Source organism: Bradyrhizobium xenonodulans (assembly GCF_027594865.1).
Lineage (GTDB): Bacteria > Pseudomonadota > Alphaproteobacteria > Rhizobiales > Xanthobacteraceae > Bradyrhizobium > Bradyrhizobium xenonodulans.
This window is the reverse complement of sequence record NZ_CP089391.1, coordinates 1973290-1991832: the sequence shown is the minus strand read 5'-3', so window position 1 is coordinate 1991832 and position 18543 is coordinate 1973290. Positions and strand designations below refer to the sequence as shown.

21 protein-coding genes are annotated in these 18543 nt (G+C 64.7%); 8 read left to right on the top strand and 13 right to left on the bottom strand.

What is annotated here, in order from left to right:
• Positions 1-156: 156 nt before the first annotated feature.
• The 3 genes from I3J27_RS09380 to I3J27_RS09370 form a co-directional block, all read right to left on the bottom strand.
• Positions 157-576, bottom strand: coding sequence for a hypothetical protein (locus I3J27_RS09380; RefSeq protein ID WP_270167989.1), 420 nt, complete (start codon positions 574-576; stop codon positions 157-159).
• A 108-nt stretch (positions 577-684) separates the two neighbouring features.
• Entirely contained in the window at positions 685-1686 is a 1002-nt protein-coding gene (locus I3J27_RS09375; protein WP_270167988.1) for an NAD(P)H-dependent flavin oxidoreductase, read from the bottom strand.
• A 63-nt stretch (positions 1687-1749) separates the two neighbouring features.
• Positions 1750-2487, bottom strand: coding sequence for an SDR family oxidoreductase (locus I3J27_RS09370; protein WP_270167987.1), 738 nt, complete (start codon positions 2485-2487; stop codon positions 1750-1752).
• Between the two features lie 165 nt (positions 2488-2652).
• Between I3J27_RS09370 and I3J27_RS09365 the strand changes: the two genes are divergently transcribed.
• A complete protein-coding gene (locus tag I3J27_RS09365; RefSeq protein WP_270167986.1) occupies positions 2653-3117 on the top strand; it encodes a winged helix-turn-helix transcriptional regulator in 465 nt (154 codons plus the stop codon).
• 139 nt (positions 3118-3256) lie between these two features.
• Here the strand turns inward: I3J27_RS09365 and I3J27_RS09360 are convergent, their stop codons facing one another.
• The 4 genes from I3J27_RS09360 to I3J27_RS09345 form a co-directional block, all read right to left on the bottom strand.
• Positions 3257-4876, bottom strand: coding sequence for a DHA2 family efflux MFS transporter permease subunit (locus I3J27_RS09360; protein ID WP_270167985.1), 1620 nt, complete (start codon positions 4874-4876; stop codon positions 3257-3259).
• Entirely contained in the window at positions 4873-6024 is a 1152-nt protein-coding gene (locus tag I3J27_RS09355; protein WP_270167984.1) for an HlyD family secretion protein, read from the bottom strand. The genes I3J27_RS09360 and I3J27_RS09355 overlap by 4 nt, the downstream gene beginning before the upstream one ends.
• A gap of 196 nt (positions 6025-6220) precedes the next feature.
• Positions 6221-6379 (bottom strand): hypothetical protein, encoded by a 159-nt coding sequence (locus I3J27_RS09350; protein WP_270167983.1) that lies wholly within the window; start codon positions 6377-6379, stop codon positions 6221-6223.
• A gap of 23 nt (positions 6380-6402) precedes the next feature.
• On the bottom strand, positions 6403-6777 hold the full coding sequence (locus I3J27_RS09345) for a PRC-barrel domain-containing protein (protein WP_270172638.1): 375 nt from the start codon (positions 6775-6777) through the stop codon (positions 6403-6405).
• Positions 6778-7239: 462 nt separating this feature from the next.
• On the opposite strand from I3J27_RS09345, the gene I3J27_RS09340 reads away from it, so the two are divergent.
• The 4 genes from I3J27_RS09340 to I3J27_RS09325 all read left to right on the top strand — a co-directional run bounded on the left by I3J27_RS09340 (position 7240) and on the right by I3J27_RS09325 (position 9457).
• Positions 7240-7791, top strand: a complete 552-nt coding sequence (locus I3J27_RS09340) for a DUF4142 domain-containing protein (RefSeq protein ID WP_270167982.1) — start codon at positions 7240-7242, stop codon at positions 7789-7791.
• A gap of 261 nt (positions 7792-8052) precedes the next feature.
• A complete protein-coding gene (locus I3J27_RS09335) occupies positions 8053-8628 on the top strand; it encodes a phosphatase PAP2 family protein (protein WP_270167981.1) in 576 nt (191 codons plus the stop codon).
• Positions 8625-8972, top strand: coding sequence for a DUF3147 family protein (locus tag I3J27_RS09330; protein WP_270167980.1), 348 nt, complete (start codon positions 8625-8627; stop codon positions 8970-8972). Before I3J27_RS09335 ends, I3J27_RS09330 begins: the two co-directional genes overlap by 4 nt.
• Positions 8972-9457 (top strand): DUF3147 family protein, encoded by a 486-nt coding sequence (locus tag I3J27_RS09325; protein ID WP_270167979.1) that lies wholly within the window; start codon positions 8972-8974, stop codon positions 9455-9457. Before I3J27_RS09330 ends, I3J27_RS09325 begins: the two co-directional genes overlap by 1 nt.
• On the opposite strand, the gene I3J27_RS09320 is transcribed toward I3J27_RS09325, so the two are convergent.
• Positions 9428-9622 (bottom strand): hypothetical protein, encoded by a 195-nt coding sequence (locus I3J27_RS09320; RefSeq protein ID WP_270167978.1) that lies wholly within the window; start codon positions 9620-9622, stop codon positions 9428-9430. The two genes, I3J27_RS09325 and I3J27_RS09320, sit on opposite strands and share 30 nt — an antisense overlap.
• A complete protein-coding gene (locus I3J27_RS09315) occupies positions 9606-9764 on the bottom strand; it encodes a hypothetical protein (RefSeq protein WP_270167977.1) in 159 nt (52 codons plus the stop codon). The genes I3J27_RS09320 and I3J27_RS09315 overlap by 17 nt, the downstream gene beginning before the upstream one ends.
• Before the next feature lie 172 nt (positions 9765-9936).
• Between I3J27_RS09315 and I3J27_RS09310 the strand changes: the two genes are divergently transcribed.
• On the top strand, positions 9937-10179 hold the full coding sequence (locus tag I3J27_RS09310) for a hypothetical protein (protein ID WP_270167976.1): 243 nt from the start codon (positions 9937-9939) through the stop codon (positions 10177-10179).
• 135 nt (positions 10180-10314) lie between these two features.
• On the opposite strand, the gene I3J27_RS09305 is transcribed toward I3J27_RS09310, so the two are convergent.
• The 3 genes from I3J27_RS09305 to I3J27_RS09295 form a co-directional block, all read right to left on the bottom strand.
• The gene (locus tag I3J27_RS09305) at positions 10315-10521 is read right to left on the bottom strand and encodes a hypothetical protein (RefSeq protein ID WP_270167975.1); all 207 of its coding nucleotides are present in this window, start codon (positions 10519-10521) and stop codon (positions 10315-10317) included.
• An 81-nt stretch (positions 10522-10602) separates the two neighbouring features.
• Entirely contained in the window at positions 10603-10734 is a 132-nt protein-coding gene (locus tag I3J27_RS09300) for a hypothetical protein (protein ID WP_270167974.1), read from the bottom strand.
• 121 nt (positions 10735-10855) lie between these two features.
• Positions 10856-11050, bottom strand: a complete 195-nt coding sequence (locus tag I3J27_RS09295) for a hypothetical protein (RefSeq protein WP_270167973.1) — start codon at positions 11048-11050, stop codon at positions 10856-10858.
• Positions 11051-11145: 95 nt separating this feature from the next.
• Between I3J27_RS09295 and I3J27_RS09290 the strand changes: the two genes are divergently transcribed.
• Positions 11146-11658, top strand: coding sequence for a DUF4142 domain-containing protein (locus I3J27_RS09290; RefSeq protein ID WP_270167972.1), 513 nt, complete (start codon positions 11146-11148; stop codon positions 11656-11658).
• A gap of 5 nt (positions 11659-11663) precedes the next feature.
• On the opposite strand, the gene I3J27_RS09285 is transcribed toward I3J27_RS09290, so the two are convergent.
• A complete protein-coding gene (locus tag I3J27_RS09285; RefSeq protein ID WP_270167971.1) occupies positions 11664-11873 on the bottom strand; it encodes a hypothetical protein in 210 nt (69 codons plus the stop codon).
• Between the two features lie 365 nt (positions 11874-12238).
• On the opposite strand from I3J27_RS09285, the gene I3J27_RS09280 reads away from it, so the two are divergent.
• On the top strand, positions 12239-18535 hold the full coding sequence (locus I3J27_RS09280) for a HAMP domain-containing protein (protein ID WP_270167970.1): 6297 nt from the start codon (positions 12239-12241) through the stop codon (positions 18533-18535).
• Positions 18536-18543 lie beyond the last annotated feature (8 nt).

The following is an 18543-nucleotide window of genomic DNA, read 5'->3' as shown; positions in this document are numbered from 1 at the left end:
CGGAAGGTGCCTGCGTCGTTTGACTCCCGGCTTACGGTTTCTTGACCCCGGGTCTACGGTTTTACGACGTGCGGATGACGTGCGCGGCTGCAGCGGATGCGAACGGTGCACCACCTCGCCCCGCTTGCGGGGAGAGGCGAAGAGAGTGCTGCGCCTCTAGCGCTGCCAGTTGCAGATGCCGCCGGAGCGGCAGGGCCAGGTCTGGATGCGGGTATCTCTCGCCTGCGCGTCGAGCGGATTGCCATGGCGATGGGTGAGCTTGGTGCGCGCTGCACCGCGCGGCTGCGTGCTCTTCGCACGCGCAACCTTCGGCTCGGCCGCGTGGACGCGTTCGGCGGCGACCTTCTTCGGCACGTCGACCGGCTCGGCGCGGGCCTGCGCCTCGTTGCCGCCCTTCGCCTCCAAAGCCACCGGCGCGAATTGCGTCTCGGGCCCGAGCCGCTTCGGCGACAGCACCGCCTTGGACAGATCGAGACTGAGATATTCGTCAGGCTTGTAGTCGTCGGCGCGCGCGATGCCGCCCCATGCGAGAACGAGGACGGCAGCAACAGCAAAATGAACGCTCTTCAGGACCACGGACGCCTCCTGAAATTGATTATTTAAGGAGTAATTTATCCCTATTTAGGAGGCGTCGGGCGCAATTCCAGCGGTCAAGTGCCGCATTGGTTAAGAAGTTTGGCGGTGTCAGGCGACCTTTTTCGCCATCGCCGTTCCATCCAGGAACCCCATCAACCGGCTTCGGATGATCTGGTCCGCCTCGGACATGATGCGATCGACGAGTTCCTTGCAGGAGGGGATATCGTGGATGAGGCCGGCGACCATGCCGCAGCTCCAGGCGCCCGCGTCCATCTGCCCCTCCAGCATGATCCTGGGATAGACGCCTGCGACCTGGTCGTGGATGTCGTCGATCTTCAGCTTGTCGCCCTTCTCGCGTTCGATCTCGATGAGGCGATCGACATTGGCGTTCTTCAGCACGCGCTCGGTGTTGCGCAGGCTGCGCATGATCAGGCGGGTGTCGAGCTCGGTCGCCGCGACCAGTGCGTTCTTCACATTCTGATGGACGGGCGCTTCCTTGGTGGCGATGAAGCGCGTGCCCATGTTCATGCCGGCCGCGCCCAACGACAGCGCCGCGACGAGGCTGCGCCCATCAGCCATGCCGCCGGAGGCGACGAACGGGATCTTCAACTCCTCCGCGGCGCGCGGCAGCAGGATCATGTTGGGAATGTCGTCTTCGCCGGGATGGCCGCCGCACTCGAAGCCATCGACGCTGACGGCGTCGCAGCCGATACGCTCGGCCTTCAGCGAATGACGCACCGAGGTGCACTTATGGATGACCTTGATGCCGGCGGCTTTCAGCGCGGGCATGTAGACTTCCGGGCTGCGGCCCGCGGTCTCCACCGCCTTGATGCCGCCTTCGACGATGGCCGCGATGTATTCCGGATAGGGCGGCGCCGCGAATGTCGGCAGGAAGGTGAGGTTCACACCGAACGGCTTGTCGGTCATGTCGCGGCAGCGCGCGATCTCCTTGGCGAGCAATTCCGGCGTCTTCTGCGTGAGGCCCGTGATGATGCCGAGCCCGCCGGCATTGGAGACGGCCGCGGCCAGCTCGGCAAAGCCGACGAAATGCATGCCGCCCTGGATGATCGGGTGCTCGATGCCGAACAGTTCGGTGATCGCGGTCTTCACTTAAAGTACCTCCCGGAATTTTGCTTGGGTTGGGTTCAGTCTAGCCGGACTTTTGCGCCGCGGTCACCATTTCTCTCCGAAGGGGCGGATCTCCATCTCGAAGGTCCAGGCGCTCTTCGGCTGCTGGTAGAGCTGCCAATAGGAGTCAGCCACGGCCGACGGCGGCATCAGCAGATCGGGATTGTCGAGTGCGTTGGGGCCGAGAGCTTCGAGCCGGCGCTGCCGCACCCATTCGGTATCGACGCCGGAATCGATGATGAGATGGGCGACGTGGATGTTCTTCGGCCCGAGCTCGCGCGCCATCGCCTGTGCGACGGCGCGCAGTCCGAACTTGGCGCTGGCGAAAGCGGCAAAGCCGCTGCCGCCGCGCAAGGAGGCAGTCGCGCCGGTGAAGAAGATGTTGCCGCCGCCGCGCGGCAGCATCAGCCGCGCCGCTTCGCGCCCCGCGAGGAAGCCGGAATAGCAGGCCATCTCCCAGACTTTGCGGAAGACACGCTCGGTGGTGTCGAGAACAGGGAAATTGACGTTGGCGCCGACGTTGAAGATGCAGACCTCCAGCGGCGCGTGCTTGTCGGCGTCATTGAGGAAGGAGATAACCTCTTCCTCCTTGCGCGCATCCAGCGAGCGCGCATGGATCTCGCCGCCGGCGGCCTCGATGTCCTTCACCAGCGGCGCGAGCTTGTCGCCGTTGCGGCGGCCGGCGAAGACCGTGAAGCCTTCCGCGGCGAATTTCCTGGCGATCTCGGAGCCGATGAAATCGCCGGCCCCGATCACAGCGGCTGTCGCGTTTCGCTTGGGCAAGGTCGCCTCCTCCGGTGAGAGCGCATCATTGGATGGAGAAGCTATAGTTCTAAAATAGAACTGTCAAACCGCGCGGCGAAATGCTACATTTCACTGCAAATAGCCCTGATCATTCAAGTCAGTTCCTTTTTCTGACTGACAAATCGAGGACTCGGAGACCGCAGCATGAAATGGGACACGCTGGACGAGGAGCCCTGCTCGCTGTCCCGCACCGTCGCCGTGGTCGGCGACCGCTGGACGCTGCTGATCCTGCGCGACTGCTTCTTGCGGGTGCGCCGGTTCGAGGCGTTTCAGTCCTCGCTCCAGATCACGCGACATCTGCTCTCGGAGCGGCTGAAGAAGCTGGTCCGCTTCGGCATCCTGCGCCGCGTCCCCTATTCCGAGGCGCCCAAGCGCTACGAATACATCCTGACGCAGAAGGGCCTCGACCTCTACCCGATCATCATGGCGATGGTGCATTGGGGCGACACCCACATGGGCGACGAGCGCGGCCGCCCGCTGCTGCACGAGCACAAGATCTGCGGCAAGCAATTCGACCCCGTGATGGTGTGCTCGGAATGCGGCGAGGTGCTGCATGCCAAGCAGGTGCATGTGCATGCGGGGCCGGGGCGGCCAAAGATGATCGCATAAGCAATCCCGGACACAGCTGTCATGCCCCGGCTTGACCGGGGCATCCAGTGTGCGCCGCAGCTTCTCCGTATCTCTCAGGCGCCTCTGGAATACTGGATCTCCCGCCTTCGCGGGCGATGACACCGAGTGTGCTGCCTCCTCAATGCCCCCGCGCCGGCGCACCCAGCTTGATCGGCCGCAGCGCCGCCGCCGTCGGGATCATCAGCACCGCGACGATCGCGAGCGTCCAGAACACGTCGATATAGGCGAGAAAATCGACCTGCTGCTGCAAGGTCTTTCCGACCCATGCGACTGCCTGCGAGGCCGCATCGCTCGCATTCGAGCCCTGCGCCTGGAAATAGCGCGTCATCGTCTCGATGGTCTGCTGGTAGCCGAGGTCGGACGGCGCGGCGTGCTCGATCAGGCGGCTCTGATGGAATTGCTGGCGCTGTGCCAGAATCGTCTGGGCCAGCGCCACGCCCATGGATCCCCCGATGTTGCGGGCGACGTTGATCAGCGCGGACGCCTGGTTGGTCTTGTCGGGCGGCACGCCGTCATAGGATGCGGTCGTCACCGGCAGAAACAGGAACGGCAGGCCCATCGCGAGGAAGATGCGCGATAGCGCGGCATAGCCGTAGGTGATGTCGCCGGTGAGCCCGGTGAGATGCCACATCGAGAACGCGACGATGGCGGCACCGAACATGATCAGATATTTCGGCTGCACCGTGCTGACGAGGCGGCCGACGACGGGCATGAGCACCAGCGTCGCGATGCCGCCGGGCGACAGCGCGAGCCCGGCCAACATCGCCGTGTAGTTCAGCTCGGTCTGGAGCAGTTGCGGCAAAATCTGCGTGGTCGAGATCAGCACCGCGCCGGTGCCGAGCATGACTAGGAAGCAGGCAGCGAACTGGCGGCGGCCAAGCAGCCGGAGGTCGACGATGGGATCCTCGCGCGTCAGCTCCCAGGGGATCAGTGCGAGCAGCGAGACCGCCGCGAGCACCGCGAAGACCACGATCATGTTCGAGCCGAACCAGTCATTGCGCTGGCCTTCGTCGAGCACGTATTCCAGCGAGCCGAGCCCGATCGCGACCAGCGCAAAGCCGACATAGTCGACGCGCAGGCCCTTGCGCAGCAGCTTCGCCCTCTCCTCCTCCGCACCCGACGGCTCCCTGACCAGCGTGCCGACCAGGAACAGCGAGAGCAGCCCCATCGGCACGTTGATCAGGAACACCCAGTGCCAGGAATAGGTGTCGGTGATCCAGCCACCGAGCGTCGGACCGACCACCGGCGCGACCACCACCGCAACGCCATAGATCGCGAAGGCCTGGCCGCGCTTGTGCGGCGGGAAGGAGTCGGCGAGGATCGCCTGCTCGCTGGTGGCCATGCCGCCGCCGCCGAGCCCCTGAAGAATGCGGAACAGCACCAGCGACTCCAGATTCCAGGCGAAGCCGCACAGCAGCGAGGCGACCGAGAACGTCGCCACACACATCATGTAGAAGCGCTTGCGGCCGATCATGGTCGCCAGCCAACCCGAAATCGACAGCACGATGGCGTTGGCGACGAGATAGCTGGTGATGACGTAGGTGCTCTCGTCGATGCCGACCGCGAGCCCGCCGGCGATGTGGCGCAGCGCGACGTTGGCGATTGTGGTGTCGAGCACCTCCATGAAGGTCGCGATCGAGACCACGAAGGCGATCAGATAGGGATTATGCCCGCCGGCCGCCGAGCGCTCCGGCGACCAGCCTCCCGCGGACGCGCCGCCTTGCGTCGCATCCGTCATCGCACCCTGGCCCAGGGCACGACCGACATGCCGGGTCCGACCGGCAGATCGGCCGGCCAGTTGTCGACCACGATCTTGACCGGCACGCGCTGCACCACCTTGACGTAATTGCCGGTGGCGTTCTCCGCCGGCAGCAGGCTGAAGGCAGTGCCCGAACCCGGCTGCACGGAATCGATGTGTCCGGTGAGCTTGCGGCCGGGATAGGCATCGATGCGGATTTCGACCGGCTGGCCCGGTCGCATGTCGTTGAGCTGCGTCTCCTTGTAATTGGCGACGATCCAGACCTCGTCAGGCACGAACATCATGAGGCTCTGCCCTGCCGTGACGAAGGTGCCCCTGGCGCCCGAGAGCTTGACGACGCGGCCGGCTTGCGCGGCGACGACGCTGGTGTATTGCAAATTCAGCCTGGCCTGGTCGAGCTGCGCCTGAGATTGCTGGAGCTGCGCCCTGGCGCCTTCGAGCTGCGCTTGCAGCGTCTTGATGCCGACTTCCGCGGCTGCCACCGCGGTCTTGGCACGCTCGGTGTTGGCCTGCTGCGCCTGAAGATCAGAACGGGTCTGCTGCTGGCGCTGCACGGTGCCAGCCCCCTTCTCGACGAGATCTTCCGCGCGCTTGAACTCCTCCTGCGAGAACTGGAGCTGCGCTTGCGCCTGTTCGAGCTGGGCCTGGGCCTGCTTGATCTGCTCCTGCTGCGAGTCGATCTGCGCCTCGACATTGGCGATGTTCGCCTTGGCAACAGCGACCTGCGCGTCCGCCTGATCGATGGCAATGCGATAGTCGCGTTCGTCGATCCTGGCGAGGAGATCGCCGGCCTTGACGTGCTGGTTGTCGGTGACTGGGATGTCGGTCACGTAGCCGCCGACCTTCGACGCCACCGAAAAGCTGCGCGCGGCGACGAAGGCATCGTCGGTGGATTCATAGTGACGCACGTCGAGCCAGTAGAGCAGCCCGCCAACGAGCGCCGCAATCAACACGACGGCGCCGACCGTTGCGAGCAGCCAATGCTCGCGAAGCCGTTCGCGCAGCGATGGCGTCGTCGCCTTCTGGTCGCTGGCGTCGCGGGTCTGATCAGGAGAGGTCTTTGGAGCTTCCTTCGCCCTTTGCGGTTGCTCCGCGGACGGATCACGCTCCCGTGTCTGAGCATCCACGGTGAACACCTTTCTCGAGACGAAACGGGCGGCAGCCGCCGAGGCCAACTCGCGCGTCGCGGGCCCAACAACGTCGCTGGAGCATGGTTCCGGACCTGCGAAGCATCACTGCCGTTCGTGACCGTGCCGCGCAAAAAGGAAGCGCGGCACCGTGTGTGCCGCGCTGGTCTCGAATGCCACTATCGGCGCACTTGGTTTAGTGCGTCTTGGTCTCTTGCCACTTCTCGAGGTCGGGCTTTGCCTCGCCCGACTTTTGCTCCTTCTCCGGATTGCCCTTCCAGGGCTTGCCCGTCTGGGCATGCGATCCCCAATCGTTCTGACGCCGGGGATCGTCGGTCGGCCGTTCCTTGCTCATCGATCTCCCTTTCTCTCAGCCGCCTAGGCGAAGGGAACGCCGTAATAGGAATTGATGCCGCGAACCGCGGCGTCATCGCCCCAGTTCCAGTCGCTGCGTTCGCTGTATCTCGGCGCACCTTCGAGTGCCTTGGCGGTGATCCCGGTGACATAGCCGCCGAGCTCCGTGTCATATTTCAGTGACTGCCACGGCAACGGATAGTGATCATTGCCGAGCCCCAGAAATCCGCCGAAACCCAGTACGGCGTAGGACACCTTGCCGCTGACCTTGTCGATCATCACGCGTTCGATCGAGCCGATCTTGCTGCGATCGGCGCCATAGACCGATGTTCCCTCGACCTTGTCGCTGCCGATCAGGCGGCCCATCTCGGCGCGATCCATTTCGCCTTGATTCAACATCTCAATTCTCCACTCAGCCAATGTGTGAATCAACTTGCGTAACGGGGTGATCGTTCCTGCGTGCAGGTGCGGCATCTCGCGACCAAACAGGAACATCACTGAAAACGCGCCGTTCTCAATGTTCACATCAGCAAACCAGGCGTGAGGTGAACCATGGGCGATTTCCGCGATATCCAGCACGGCGTCAACGATCCCGTCGACGGGGTCGACGTCAAGCGACAGATCAATACCAATCAGACCCCGCATGAGCGGGCGCAGCGACACGCCGACGTGCGGGCTGATCCGTCGGCCTCGCCGGCAGAGCCATTCCTGCCTGAGAGGCTGCGGCGCAAGCCAACCGATCCGATCAATCCGCGCACCGGTCGCAACCCCACGAATTAGGAACACAGGTCCCGCCGCCGTGTTAGTCGGCGCAAAGATCCACGCGGCAAGCGCCGCGCCGCCAATCCAGAGGACCGAATCATGAAACGTACCGTTGTTGCTCTTGCCTGCGTGCTTTTCGCGGGCCCCGCGCTCGCCCAGTCGCTCGGCGAAAAGACCGGCGTCAATTCTGTGCTTGGCGTTGCGCCTGCGACCGCCGATTTCGTCAAGGAGGTCGCCATCAGCGACCTGTTCGAGATCGAATCGAGCAAGCTCGCCGAGCAGAAGGGCAATGCGCAGGAAAAGACCTTCGCGCAGCGGATGGTGACCGACCACACCAAGACCAGCGGCGAGCTCAAGGCCCTCGTCGGCGACGGAAAGGTCGAAGCCACGCTGCCGACCGCGCTCGACAGCTCGCACCAGAGCAAGCTCGACAAGCTCAAGAACGCCTCGGGCAAGGATTTCACATCGGACTACAATTCCTACCAGGTCAGCGCCCATGAGGACGCCGTGTCACTGTTCGAACGCTACGCCAAGGGCGGCGACAATTCCGCGCTGAAGGACTGGGCCGGCAAGACGCTGCCGGCGCTGAAGCACCATCTCGACATGGCCAAGGAGCTCGGCAAGGCACCGAGCGTCGGGCAGTCCAAGTAGACATCTTCCGGGGGCGCCGGCCAAGCCGGCGTCCCCTCTTCAGCAACGACGCTCCTCTCCGCTCGCTGAAACCTCGAAGTTGCGGAGCCCATCGTGGCGCATCGCTCCAGGTCTCCGGCGGCCGACGCCAGCTATGCGACCGGACAGGTGTACGGCGCCGCCGGCGGATCGAGGCAGCCGTAAGGCTTCGGCGCAGGAACAATCATCGGCGGCTGAGCTTTACAAAACCGTCATAAAGCTCGTTTCGCTGACTGCAGACCGATGGCGTTCGTAACAGTCAAACCCACCCGGATCGACATCGCGATCGCGGACGAGATCGCGGATCATACCAACTCGAAGCTCGAGCACACGGCCGAGGCGCTGACCTGGGGCGCGGACGAGCATGTGTTGCTCGCCCTCGCCGCGGCGGGCTGGCTCTACACCCGGCTTCGCCCTGACGCAGAACGCCGCACGGGCAATCACCTCCTGGCCGTTTCGCTGGCAACGGCCGTGCTGCCGCATATCCTGAAATCAGCCTTTGACCAGATCAGGCCGGACCGGCTGACGGTGCGAGGGCATCGCCGCGGCATTCCCTTCTCCGGGCGGCCGCGCGACGCCTTCCCGTCCGGACATGCCGTGCACATGGGCGCGCTGGCATCCGCTGCCGGCCTGCTGCCGCGATCGCAGCGCCGCCTCGTGCGCTCCATCGCGGCGGCGCTGTCGCTGACGCGCGTGGTGTTGCTCGCCCACTGGGCCAGCGACGTCGTCGCAGGCTTCGTTCTCGGCGTGGCTGTCGAGCGGATGCTGAGGCCGTGGACCCTGGTGTGCAAGCCCTCGGACAGGAGGGCGCCGCCATGACCGAATACATCCTGCGCTTCATCGCCGGCGGCGTGATCGTATCGGCCTTCGCAATTCTGGGCGACATGCTGCGGCCCAAGAGTTTTGGCGGCCTCCTCGGCGCCGCGCCGTCGGTCGCGCTCGCCACGCTCGGCATCGCCATCTTTCGGCACGGCCCGCAATATGCCGCGGCCGAAAGCTGGACCATGATCTACGGCGCGATCGCCCTCGCCTGCTACAGCCTCGCTGTCTGCCATCTCCTGATGAGGTTTCGGCTCGCCGCGCTGCCCGCCACCATCATCGCTTTTGCCGTATGGCTTGCAGTCGCCTTCGGCCTGCTCGCGGGTCTTGGAGGTGCGGCCTGATGCTGGTCAAACTGTCATCGTCAGTGCTCACGCAAACGCGCTGGTACGAATACGGCGTTCGCTTCCTGCTCGGGGGCCTCGCGACAGTCTTCGCGGGATTCGTGGGCGCGCGCTTCGGCGTCGCCACCGGCGGGCTCTTCCTTGCCCTGCCCGCCATCTTCTGCGCCAGCGCAACCCTGATCGAGAGCCATCAGCGCCGCGCCAAGGAGAAGGTCGGCTTCAGTGGACGGAAACGCGGGCGGCAGGCAGCGGCGCTGGACGCCGCGGGCGCCGGGCTTGGAAGCATCGGGCTCGCAGCGTTCGCGGCCACGTTCTATCTCGTGGTTACGACCAGCATCGTCGGCGCGTTCGCCACCGCGATTATCGCTTGGGCGATGGTTTCCGTCGCCGCGTGGTGGCTCAGGCGGAAGCTTCGTATGACCTCCGGTCACAAGAGGACCGAAGGCTGGGCGCGATCAGCGAGGAGCCGTAGCCTCTTCCCGTAGCATCAGGAATCCGTACATCTCCGCGGCAGTCTGAAGCTGCTCGATACGGGTCGCGAGGGCATCGCGCTCGATGCCGCGCGGCAGATTCGCCATCGCGTGCTCGAGCCGCAGCTTCTGCGCATCGAGACGCTGTTCGAACGTATGTGGTTCAGATCGTCTTCGCATCTTCCGCCCTCGGTGGTTGCAGGCCCGGGCTGTTGGCCCAGCGCTCGACCTGCTCGATGATCTTCTGGTGGCTCGGACGCACCGGCCTCGGCGCTCCGGACTCCTCGGAAAGCTTGCGGGGTAACCTGACTTCGTCCGTCATGGCCTGTCTCCCTCCCCAAATGAATGCGCCATTGCGCGAATGGTTTCATATTAACTTATTGATTTTGCTATATATTTTTACTCAATTGGCGATTTTGCGGACTCTTGGGGAACTCAAGCCAGATTCGTTCATTGAGTAAACTACTCAACTTGCTCAATCTGCGTGATCAACCATGAACGACCTTCGCGCCGAGCGCCTTCAAGTCATGCTTTCGCCGGAAGAGCTGGCCGCTATTGACGATTTCCGGTTCAGACATCGTATGCCGACGCGGGCGGCAGCGGTCCGCGAGCTTCTCAAGCTCGGATTGGCGGCCGCAGGCGTGGACGCAAAAGCCGGCGTGAAGTCGAGCAGCTTCGGCGTGTTCGGCCGCGGTCCCGATGGACATACCCAGGGCGATTCCGAAGATAACCTGTAGAAGCCGTCGATAAGCAAACGGCCCCGGCACGGTGGGTGCCAGGGCCGTCCTTGAAGATTGCGTCCGGCGCACCGGGGGCATGACAGCCGGAAGCAACCTGTCGACTCTTCGCGCAGGGATTCGTTCCTCGCGTGACTATCCGCTGGGGGCAGCGCCGGAATCATCCGGCGTCGTGCCGGAGCCTGGCGTCTTGCCGTTGTCGTTCAGCTTCGGATCGCGCGTCGCCTCTCGCGACGCAGAATCCTTTGGATCCGTCTTGTGCACGGTCTGCGCGCGCTGCTTGTCGCGCGGCTGCTCCTCAGCGCGCTTGTCCTTGACGATGCCGTGGTCGGAATGCGCCATGATGACCTCTCGCCTCTCGTGATGTCTCGAAGCGGCTACGCGCTGGCACAACGAATGTTCCAGCGCGAGAGGCCCGCAGCGCTAGCTATGCACGGCGTGGGTTGCAGCCGATGCATTCTCGAGATGCACCTGCCGCACCGTCGTCACTGTCGCGAACGCAACCGAGACGCCAAAGGCGAGAATGAGTGAAAGAAGAACCAGACGTGGAGCCATCGCAAAACCTCCTTCTGGAAAGCGGCAAAATCAACGCGATCGACTGTTCGTGGATAATCCTGAATTGGTCGCCTGCATTCCGTGAGCCGTCTCACACGCAGATTCACGAAAACGAGAACGCTCATGCATCCTGCGTTTGGAGGACGCCGACCTTCACGGGCGGAATCTCACCGTCCAGCCAGTCCTGCTCGTTCGCCAAGGCCATCCAGGCATTTGCCATACGCGAATAGCGCTTATGAGCCGGTTGCCCTTCCGCGCGCTCGGCGAGCTGAAGGCAGTTGTCGGCGTTGTCCCTGAAAATGTCAGACTGTTTCATCCCCATGATTTGGGGACGGAACTCACGCCCCGCAACCGCCCTTACCGGATCGTAACGCTCAGGGAACTTCGCACGCCATCGGTCATTGAAGAGCCATGAGGATTCTTGTCGCGATCGTCCTGGCGTTCATCAGCACCGCGGCATTCGCGGACAGCGTTGGCGAGCGAACGGCCGGCGCTCGCGCGCCGACGGCAGCCGATGTCGTGACCGGCCTCTACGCCTTCAGCCGCTTCCAGCAGGGCCTGCTGGAGAGCACCGACCTGAAGGGCAATGCGGAAGTGAAGAACCTCGCGGCCCTGCGCGCCGAAGAGGCCACCAAGCGCGACAAGGCTTTGAAGCAGATCCAGGTCGCGATCGGGACGGAGCCACGCGCGGCCAAGACAACGTCTGCGAGTGCAGGTCTCGTCGAACCTGAAAACTCGGACGGGCCGATTTACGTGAAGAGTTTCTATGCTGCTCAGATTCCCGAATATGAAGCGGCCATCAGTCTGCTCGAGCATTATCTGAAGGCGCCTGACAATGCCGCGCTCGCCGCCTTCGCGCGTGAACAGCTCCCGATGCTGCGCTCGCAGGTGAAGGAAGCGGAGCGCACCATGGCGGACAAGTAGCCGCGTTATTTTTTGTCTTCTGGATGATGCTGCTGGCTCTCCGGGCGCACCGTGCGATTGCTCTCGGGCATCCTGTCTCGGCCGGCATCGCCATTGTCATCCTTGCCGCCCGAGGTCGAGGTGCCGCTGCCGCTCGGGTTCGACCTGGACGCGGCGCCCGTGGTCGGCGAATCCGCATGCGGGGTGGCCGAGCTTGCGGCCGGATCGCCTGTCACGGCTCCACGTCCGCTAGGCGCACCGGCCTGTGCGAAGGCCGATCCGGCAGCAAGCAACGTCAGGACAAAGACGGCACATCCGGCTCTCATAGGCAATCTCCCAGGGTCTCCGCTGGGCTAACCGCAGGGCCTATCCTCCGTTCCTAGGGCCGCGGGCCGGACTGGCCCTGCCCAGAGCCGCAGATTTCCCCCGGACCCGGATGGAACCATTAGAGATCTTCGTCGTTATCTGCATCGGGCTGAGCAAAGCAGGTTCCAATTCCTCGCGCCGCAACCTTGGCGCTTGATTTCGAATTTGGCTGACGCTCTATTTTGATAGTCGCGTCACGCCTGGGATTCGGGCCGGCGCCTGCGGGGGAATTAGTATGAGCGACCTCGATTCCGGAACGGCATCACGCTCCGGTCGTCGCGTCCCAAAGCCACAACCCAATGGTACGTCGGAGCCGGATTCCCGGCAGGAATTGCTGCTGGCGCTCCAGGCGATGCGCAGCGGCGATTTCTCGGTGCGGATGAGCGGCGACTATCTCGGCATCGACGGCAAGATTGCCGACACTTTTAACGAAATCATCGCTGCCAACCAGCGCATGGCGCAGCAGCTCGAGCTGGTCGGCCAGGTGGTGGGACGCGAAGGCAAGACCCGCCAGCGCGTGAAGTTCGGCCTCGCCTCCGGCTCCTGGGCCGAGATGGAAGGCTCCGTCAACACGCTGATCGACGACCTGCTCTGGCCCACACGCGAAGTCACTCGCGCGGTCGCGGCGGTGGCGCAAGGCGACCTGCTCCAGACCGTCAAGCTCGACGTCGAGGGCCGCCCGCTCCGCGGCGAATTCCTGCAATCGGCGACCATCGTCAACACCATGATCAAGCAGCTCGGCGTGTTCACCTCCGAGGTGACGCGCGTCGCGCGCGAGGTCGGCACCGAAGGCAAGCTCGGCGGCCAGGCCCAGGTGCCGGAAGTGACCGGCGTCTGGAAGGATTTGACCGAGAGCGTCAACTCGATGGCGAACAACCTGACCAACCAGGTTCGCAACATCGCCGAGGTGACCATCGCGGTCGCCAACGGCGATTTGTCCAAGAAGATCACCGTCGACGTCCGCGGCGAGATCCTTCAGCTCAAGGAAGCCATCAACACGATGGTGGACCAGCTCCGCTCCTTCGCCTCCGAAGTGACGCGCGTCGCGCGCGAGGTCGGTACCGACGGCAAGCTGGGCGGCCAGGCCATCGTGCCCGGCGTCGCCGGCACCTGGAAGGACCTGACCGACTCCGTCAACGCGATGTGTGGCAACCTCACCGCCCAGGTCCGCAACATCGCCAACGTGACGACCGCCGTGGCGCGCGGCGACCTCTCGCGCAAGATCACCGTGGACGTGCGCGGCGAAATTCTGGAGCTGAAGGACACCATCAACACCATGGTGGACCAGCTCAACGCCTTCGCTTCCGAAGTGACGCGCGTGGCGCGCGAGGTCGGCACCGAGGGCAAGCTCGGCGGCCAGGCCCAGGTGCCCGGTGTCGCCGGCACCTGGAAAGACCTCACCGACAACGTCAACTTCATGGCGTCGAACCTGACCGCGCAGGTCCGCAACATCGCCGACGTCGCAACCGCGATCGCCGGCGGCGACCTTTCCAAGAAGATCACGGTCAACGTGTCGGGCGAGATCCTTCAGCTGAAGGAAACGCTGAACACCTGCGTGGACCAGCTCAACGCCTTCGCCGGCGAAGTGACGCGCGTCGCCCGCGAGGTCGGCACCGAGGGCCGGCTCGGCGGCCAGGCCAACGTGCTCGGCGTCGCCGGCACCTGGAAGGATTTGACGGAAAGCGTCAACTCGATGGCGTCGAACCTGACGGCGCAGGTCCGCAACATCGCCGAGGTGACGACGGCGGTCGCCGGCGGCGACTTGTCGAAGAAGATCACGGTGGACGTGCGCGGCGAAATCCTGGAGCTGAAGGACACCATCAACACCATGGTGGACCAGCTCAACGCCTTCGCCGGCGAGGTCACGCGCGTGGCCCGCGAGGTCGGCACCGAAGGCAAGCTCGGCGGTCAGGCCGTCGTGCGCGGCGTCGGCGGCACCTGGAAGGACCTGACGGACTCCGTCAACTCGATGGCCTCGAACCTGACCGGCCAGGTCCGTAACATCGCCGAAGTCGCGACCGCGGTCGCCAAGGGCGACTTGTCGAAGAAGATCACCGTCAACGTGTCCGGCGAAATCCTTCAGCTGAAGGAGACGCTCAACACCATGGTCGACCAGCTCAACGCCTTCGCCGGCGAAGTGACGCGCGTCGCGCGCGAAGTCGGCACCGACGGCAAGCTCGGCGGCCAGGCCGACGTGCCCGGCGTCGCCGGCACCTGGAAGGACTTGACCGACAGCGTGAACTCGATGGCGGGCAACCTCACCGCCCAGGTCCGCAACATCGCCGAGGTGGCGACCGCCATCGCCGGCGGCGACCTGTCGCGCAAGATCACGGTGGACGTGCGCGGCGAGATCCTTCAGCTCAAGGACACGCTGAACACGATGGTCGACCAGCTCAACCGCTTCGCGGGCGAGGTGACGCGCGTGGCGCGCGAGGTCGGCACCGAAGGCCGCCTCGGCGGCCAGGCCAACGTGCCCGGCGTTGCCGGCACCTGGAAGGACCTCACCGACAGCGTGAACTCGATGGCGGGCAACCTCACCGCCCAGGTCCGCAACATCGCCGAAGTCACCACCGCGGTGGCGCGCGGCGACCTGTCGCGCAAGATCACCGTGGACGTGAAGGGCGAAATCCTCGAGCTCAAGAACACCATCAACACCATGGTGGACCAGCTCAACGCCTTTGCCGGCGAAGTCACGCGCGTCGCGCGCGAGGTTGGCACCGAAGGCAAGCTGGGCGGACAGGCCGAGGTGTCCGGCGTCGCCGGCACCTGGAAGGACCTCACCGACAACGTCAACTTCATGGCCTCGAACCTGACCGCGCAGGTCCGCAACATCGCCGAGGTCGCAACCGCGATCGCCGGCGGCGACCTGTCGAAGAAGATCACGGTGGACGTGCGCGGCGAGATCCTGCTGCTCAAGGACACCCTGAACACGATGGTGGAGCAGCTCCGCTCCTTCGCCGCCGAAGTGACGCGCGTGGCCCGCGAGGTCGGCACCGAAGGCCGGCTCGGCGGTCAGGCCGTCGTGCCCGGCGTCGGCGGCACCTGGAAGGATCTCACCGACAACGTCAACCTGCTGGCCGCGAACCTCACCACGCAGGTCCGCAACATCGCCGAAGTCACCACCGCCGTGGCGCGCGGCGACTTGTCCCGCAAGATCACCGTCGACGTGAAGGGCGAAATCCTCGAGCTCAAGAACACCATCAACACCATGGTGGACCAGCTCAACGCCTTCGCCGGCGAAGTCACGCGCGTGGCCCGCGAGGTCGGCACCGAAGGCGAGCTCGGCGGCCAGGCCCAGGTGCCCGGTGTCGCCGGCACCTGGAAGGACCTCACCGACACCGTGAACGTCATGGCGGTGAACCTGACCGAGCAGGTGCGCGGCATCGTCAAGGTGGTGACCGCGGTCGCCAACGGCGACCTCAAGCAGAACCTCACCGTGAAATCGAAGGGCGAGGTCGCAGCCCTCGCCGACACCATCAACAACATGACCGCGACGCTCGCGACCTTCGCCGAGCAGGTGACGTCGGTGGCGCGCGAGGTCGGCGTCGAGGGACGGCTGGGCGGCCAGGCCGACGTGCCCGGCGCGGCCGGCACCTGGAAGGACCTCACCGGCAACGTCAACCTGCTGGCGGCCAACCTCACCTCGCAGGTGCGCGCGATCGCGGAAGTCGCGACCGCGGTGACCAAGGGCGATTTGACGCGGTCGATCCAGGTCGATGCCCGCGGCGAAGTCGCCGAGCTGAAAGACAACATCAACACGATGATCACGAACCTCCGTCTGACGACGGACGTGAACACCGAGCAGGACTGGCTGAAGACCAACCTCGCCAAATTCACCAACATGCTCCAGGGCCAGCGCGACCTCGCCACGGTCGGCCGGCTGCTGCTGACCGAATTGTCGCCGCTGGTGAACGCGCATACCGGCGTGATCTACCAGGTCGACAACGAGGACAGTCCGCAGCTCCTGCTGCTCGCCTCCTATGCCGGCGACGGCGTCTATCCCTACCAGCGCGTGCTGCCGCTCGGCGACGGCCTGATCGGCCAGTGCGCCCTCGACAGACGGCCGCGCGTCATCGCCGACATTCCGCCCGACGTGGTGCCGATCAACTCCGCGCTGTTCCGCGTCGCGCCGAAGAATCTCGTCGTGCTGCCGGTGCTGTTCGAAGGCCAGGTCAAGGCGGTGATCGAGCTTGCCTCACTCACCTCGTTCACGACCTCGCAAATGACGTTCCTGGAGCAGCTCACCGATTCCATCGGCATCGTGCTCAACTCGATCGAGGCGACGATGCAGACCGAAGGCCTGCTCAAGCAGTCGCAGCAGCTCGCCGGCGAGCTCCAGACCCAGCAGCGCGAACTGCAGCAGACCAACGACCAGCTCGAGCAGAAGGCGCAGCAGCTCGCCGAGCGCAACGTCGAGGTCGAGCGCAAGAACCAGGAAATCGAGCAGGCCCGCCGCGCGCTGGAGGAAAAGGCGACCGAGCTCGCGCTGACCTCGAAGTACAAGTCCGAGTTCCTCGCCAATATGAGCCACGAGCTGCGCACGCCGCTGAACTCGATCCTGATCCTCGGACAGCAGCTCACCGACAATCCGGACGGCAACCTCACGGGCAAGCAGGTCGAATTCGCCCGCACCATCCACGGCGCCGGCACCGACCTGCTCAACCTCATCAGCGACATCCTCGATCTCTCCAAGATCGAATCCGGCACGGTGACGGTCGATGCCGAGGAGATTCTGACCGCGAACCTGCTCGAGACCGTCGGACGGCCATTCCGGCACGAGGCCGAGAACCGCGGCCTGTCGTTCAAGATCGACGTCGACCCGAACCTCGCGCGCAGCATCGTCACTGACTCCAAGCGTCTGCAGCAGGTCCTCAAGAACCTGCTTTCCAACGCCTTCAAGTTCACCGCCGAAGGCGAAGTGCGCCTGAAGGTTGCCGCAGTGGTCGGCGGCTGGGGAACGGATCACCCGGTGCTGAACTCCGCGCCGGCGGTGATCGCGTTCGAAGTGTCCGACACCGGCATCGGCATTCCCCTGGAGAAGCAGAAGCTGATCTTCGAGGCGTTCCAGCAGGCGGATGCCGGCACCAGCCGCAAATATGGCGGCACCGGCCTCGGCCTTGCCATCAGCCGCGAACTCGCGAGCCTGCTCGGCGGTGAAATCCATCTGCGGAGCGCGCCCGGCAAGGGTTCGTCCTTCACGCTCTATCTGCCTCTGAAATATTCCGGCCCGACGCTCGCGCCGCGCCCTGCGCCTGCGCCGCAGCAACACGGCCAGCCGCCGGCGCTGCAGCCGACCGCGCCCGAGCAGCCACGTGTCATCGAGCAGATTCCCGACGACAGGCTCAGTCTCGAGCCCGGCGACACCATCCTGCTCATCGTCGAGGACGATCCGCATTATGCGCGCGTGCTGGTCGATCTCGCCCGCGACAAGGGCTTCAAGGTTCTGGTCGCTGCGCGCGGCGCGGAGGCGCTGGAGCTTGCGAAGCAGTACCAGCCGCGGGCCGTCTCGCTCGACGTGTTCCTGCCTGACATGCTCGGCTGGACGGTGCTGAGCCAGCTCAAGCACAATCCGCTGACGCGCCACATCCCCGTGCAGATCATCACGCTCGACGAGGACCGCCAGCATGCGCTGGCGCGCGGCGCGTTCTCATTCGTCAACAAGCCGACCACGACCGAAGGGGTGGCGGCCGCGCTGACGCAGATCAAGGAATATGCGCGGCCGCGGCGCAAGCGGCTCCTGATCGTCGAGGACAACGAGGCCGAGCAGCTCTCGATCCGCGAGCTGCTGCATCACGACGACATCGAGATCGTGACGACCGATACCGGCGCGGGCGCGCTCTCGACACTGCGCGAGGCGCCTTGCGATTGCGTGGTGCTCGACCTGCGGCTGCCCGACATGAGCGGCTTCGAGGTGCTGGACCAGATCCGCAACGACGAGACGCTGTCGAACATTCCGGTCGTGGTCTTCACCGGCCGTGAGCTGTCGGCGGAGGAAGACGCGGAACTCCACACCATGGCGCGCAGCATCGTGGTCAAGGGCGTGGAATCGCCGGAGCGCCTGCTCGACGAGACCGCGCTGTTCCTGCATCGCGTGATCACGGAACTGCCGGTCGAGAAGCAGCGCATGCTGGAGAAGCTGAACAGTTCCGACGAGGACCTGATCGGCAAGACCGCCCTGCTCGTCGACGACGACGCCCGTAACATCTTCGCATTGTCGAGCGTGCTGGAACGACGCGGCATGAAGGTGCTGACGGCGACGACCGGCCGCGAGGCGGTGACCCTGGTCGAATCCAATCCGGAGATCGCCATCGTGCTGATGGACATCATGATGCCGCAGATGGATGGCTATCAGACCATCGGCGTCATTCGCGAAAACCCGGCCTTCGCCCGCCTTCCGATCATCGCGCTGACCGCCAAGGCGATGAAGGGCGACCGCGAGAAATGCCTGGAGGCCGGCGCGTCCGACTACCTCGCCAAACCCGTCAACACCGATCAATTGCTGCTTGCGATCCGCATGTGGCTGCACCGCTGAGTTGGATC

Coding starts and splice junctions, on each gene's coding strand:
- I3J27_RS09365 (WP_270167986.1), top strand. CDS start 2,653: ATGAAATGGGACACGCTGGACGAGGAGCCCTGCTCGCTGTCCCGCACC.
- I3J27_RS09360 (WP_270167985.1), bottom strand. CDS start 4,876: ATGACGGATGCGACGCAAGGCGGCGCGTCCGCGGGAGGCTGGTCGCCG.
- I3J27_RS09350 (WP_270167983.1), bottom strand. CDS start 6,379: ATGAGCAAGGAACGGCCGACCGACGATCCCCGGCGTCAGAACGATTGG.
- I3J27_RS09345 (WP_270172638.1), bottom strand. CDS start 6,777: ATGTTGAATCAAGGCGAAATGGATCGCGCCGAGATGGGCCGCCTGATC.
- I3J27_RS09340 (WP_270167982.1), top strand. CDS start 7,240: ATGAAACGTACCGTTGTTGCTCTTGCCTGCGTGCTTTTCGCGGGCCCC.
- I3J27_RS09335 (WP_270167981.1), top strand. CDS start 8,053: ATGGCGTTCGTAACAGTCAAACCCACCCGGATCGACATCGCGATCGCG.
- I3J27_RS09330 (WP_270167980.1), top strand. CDS start 8,625: ATGACCGAATACATCCTGCGCTTCATCGCCGGCGGCGTGATCGTATCG.
- I3J27_RS09325 (WP_270167979.1), top strand. CDS start 8,972: ATGCTGGTCAAACTGTCATCGTCAGTGCTCACGCAAACGCGCTGGTAC.
- I3J27_RS09320 (WP_270167978.1), bottom strand. CDS start 9,622: ATGCGAAGACGATCTGAACCACATACGTTCGAACAGCGTCTCGATGCG.
- I3J27_RS09315 (WP_270167977.1), bottom strand. CDS start 9,764: ATGACGGACGAAGTCAGGTTACCCCGCAAGCTTTCCGAGGAGTCCGGA.
- I3J27_RS09310 (WP_270167976.1), top strand. CDS start 9,937: ATGAACGACCTTCGCGCCGAGCGCCTTCAAGTCATGCTTTCGCCGGAA.
- I3J27_RS09305 (WP_270167975.1), bottom strand. CDS start 10,521: ATGGCGCATTCCGACCACGGCATCGTCAAGGACAAGCGCGCTGAGGAG.
- I3J27_RS09300 (WP_270167974.1), bottom strand. CDS start 10,734: ATGGCTCCACGTCTGGTTCTTCTTTCACTCATTCTCGCCTTTGGCGTC.
- I3J27_RS09295 (WP_270167973.1), bottom strand. CDS start 11,050: ATGAAACAGTCTGACATTTTCAGGGACAACGCCGACAACTGCCTTCAG.
- I3J27_RS09290 (WP_270167972.1), top strand. CDS start 11,146: ATGAGGATTCTTGTCGCGATCGTCCTGGCGTTCATCAGCACCGCGGCA.
- I3J27_RS09280 (WP_270167970.1), top strand. CDS start 12,239: ATGAGCGACCTCGATTCCGGAACGGCATCACGCTCCGGTCGTCGCGTC.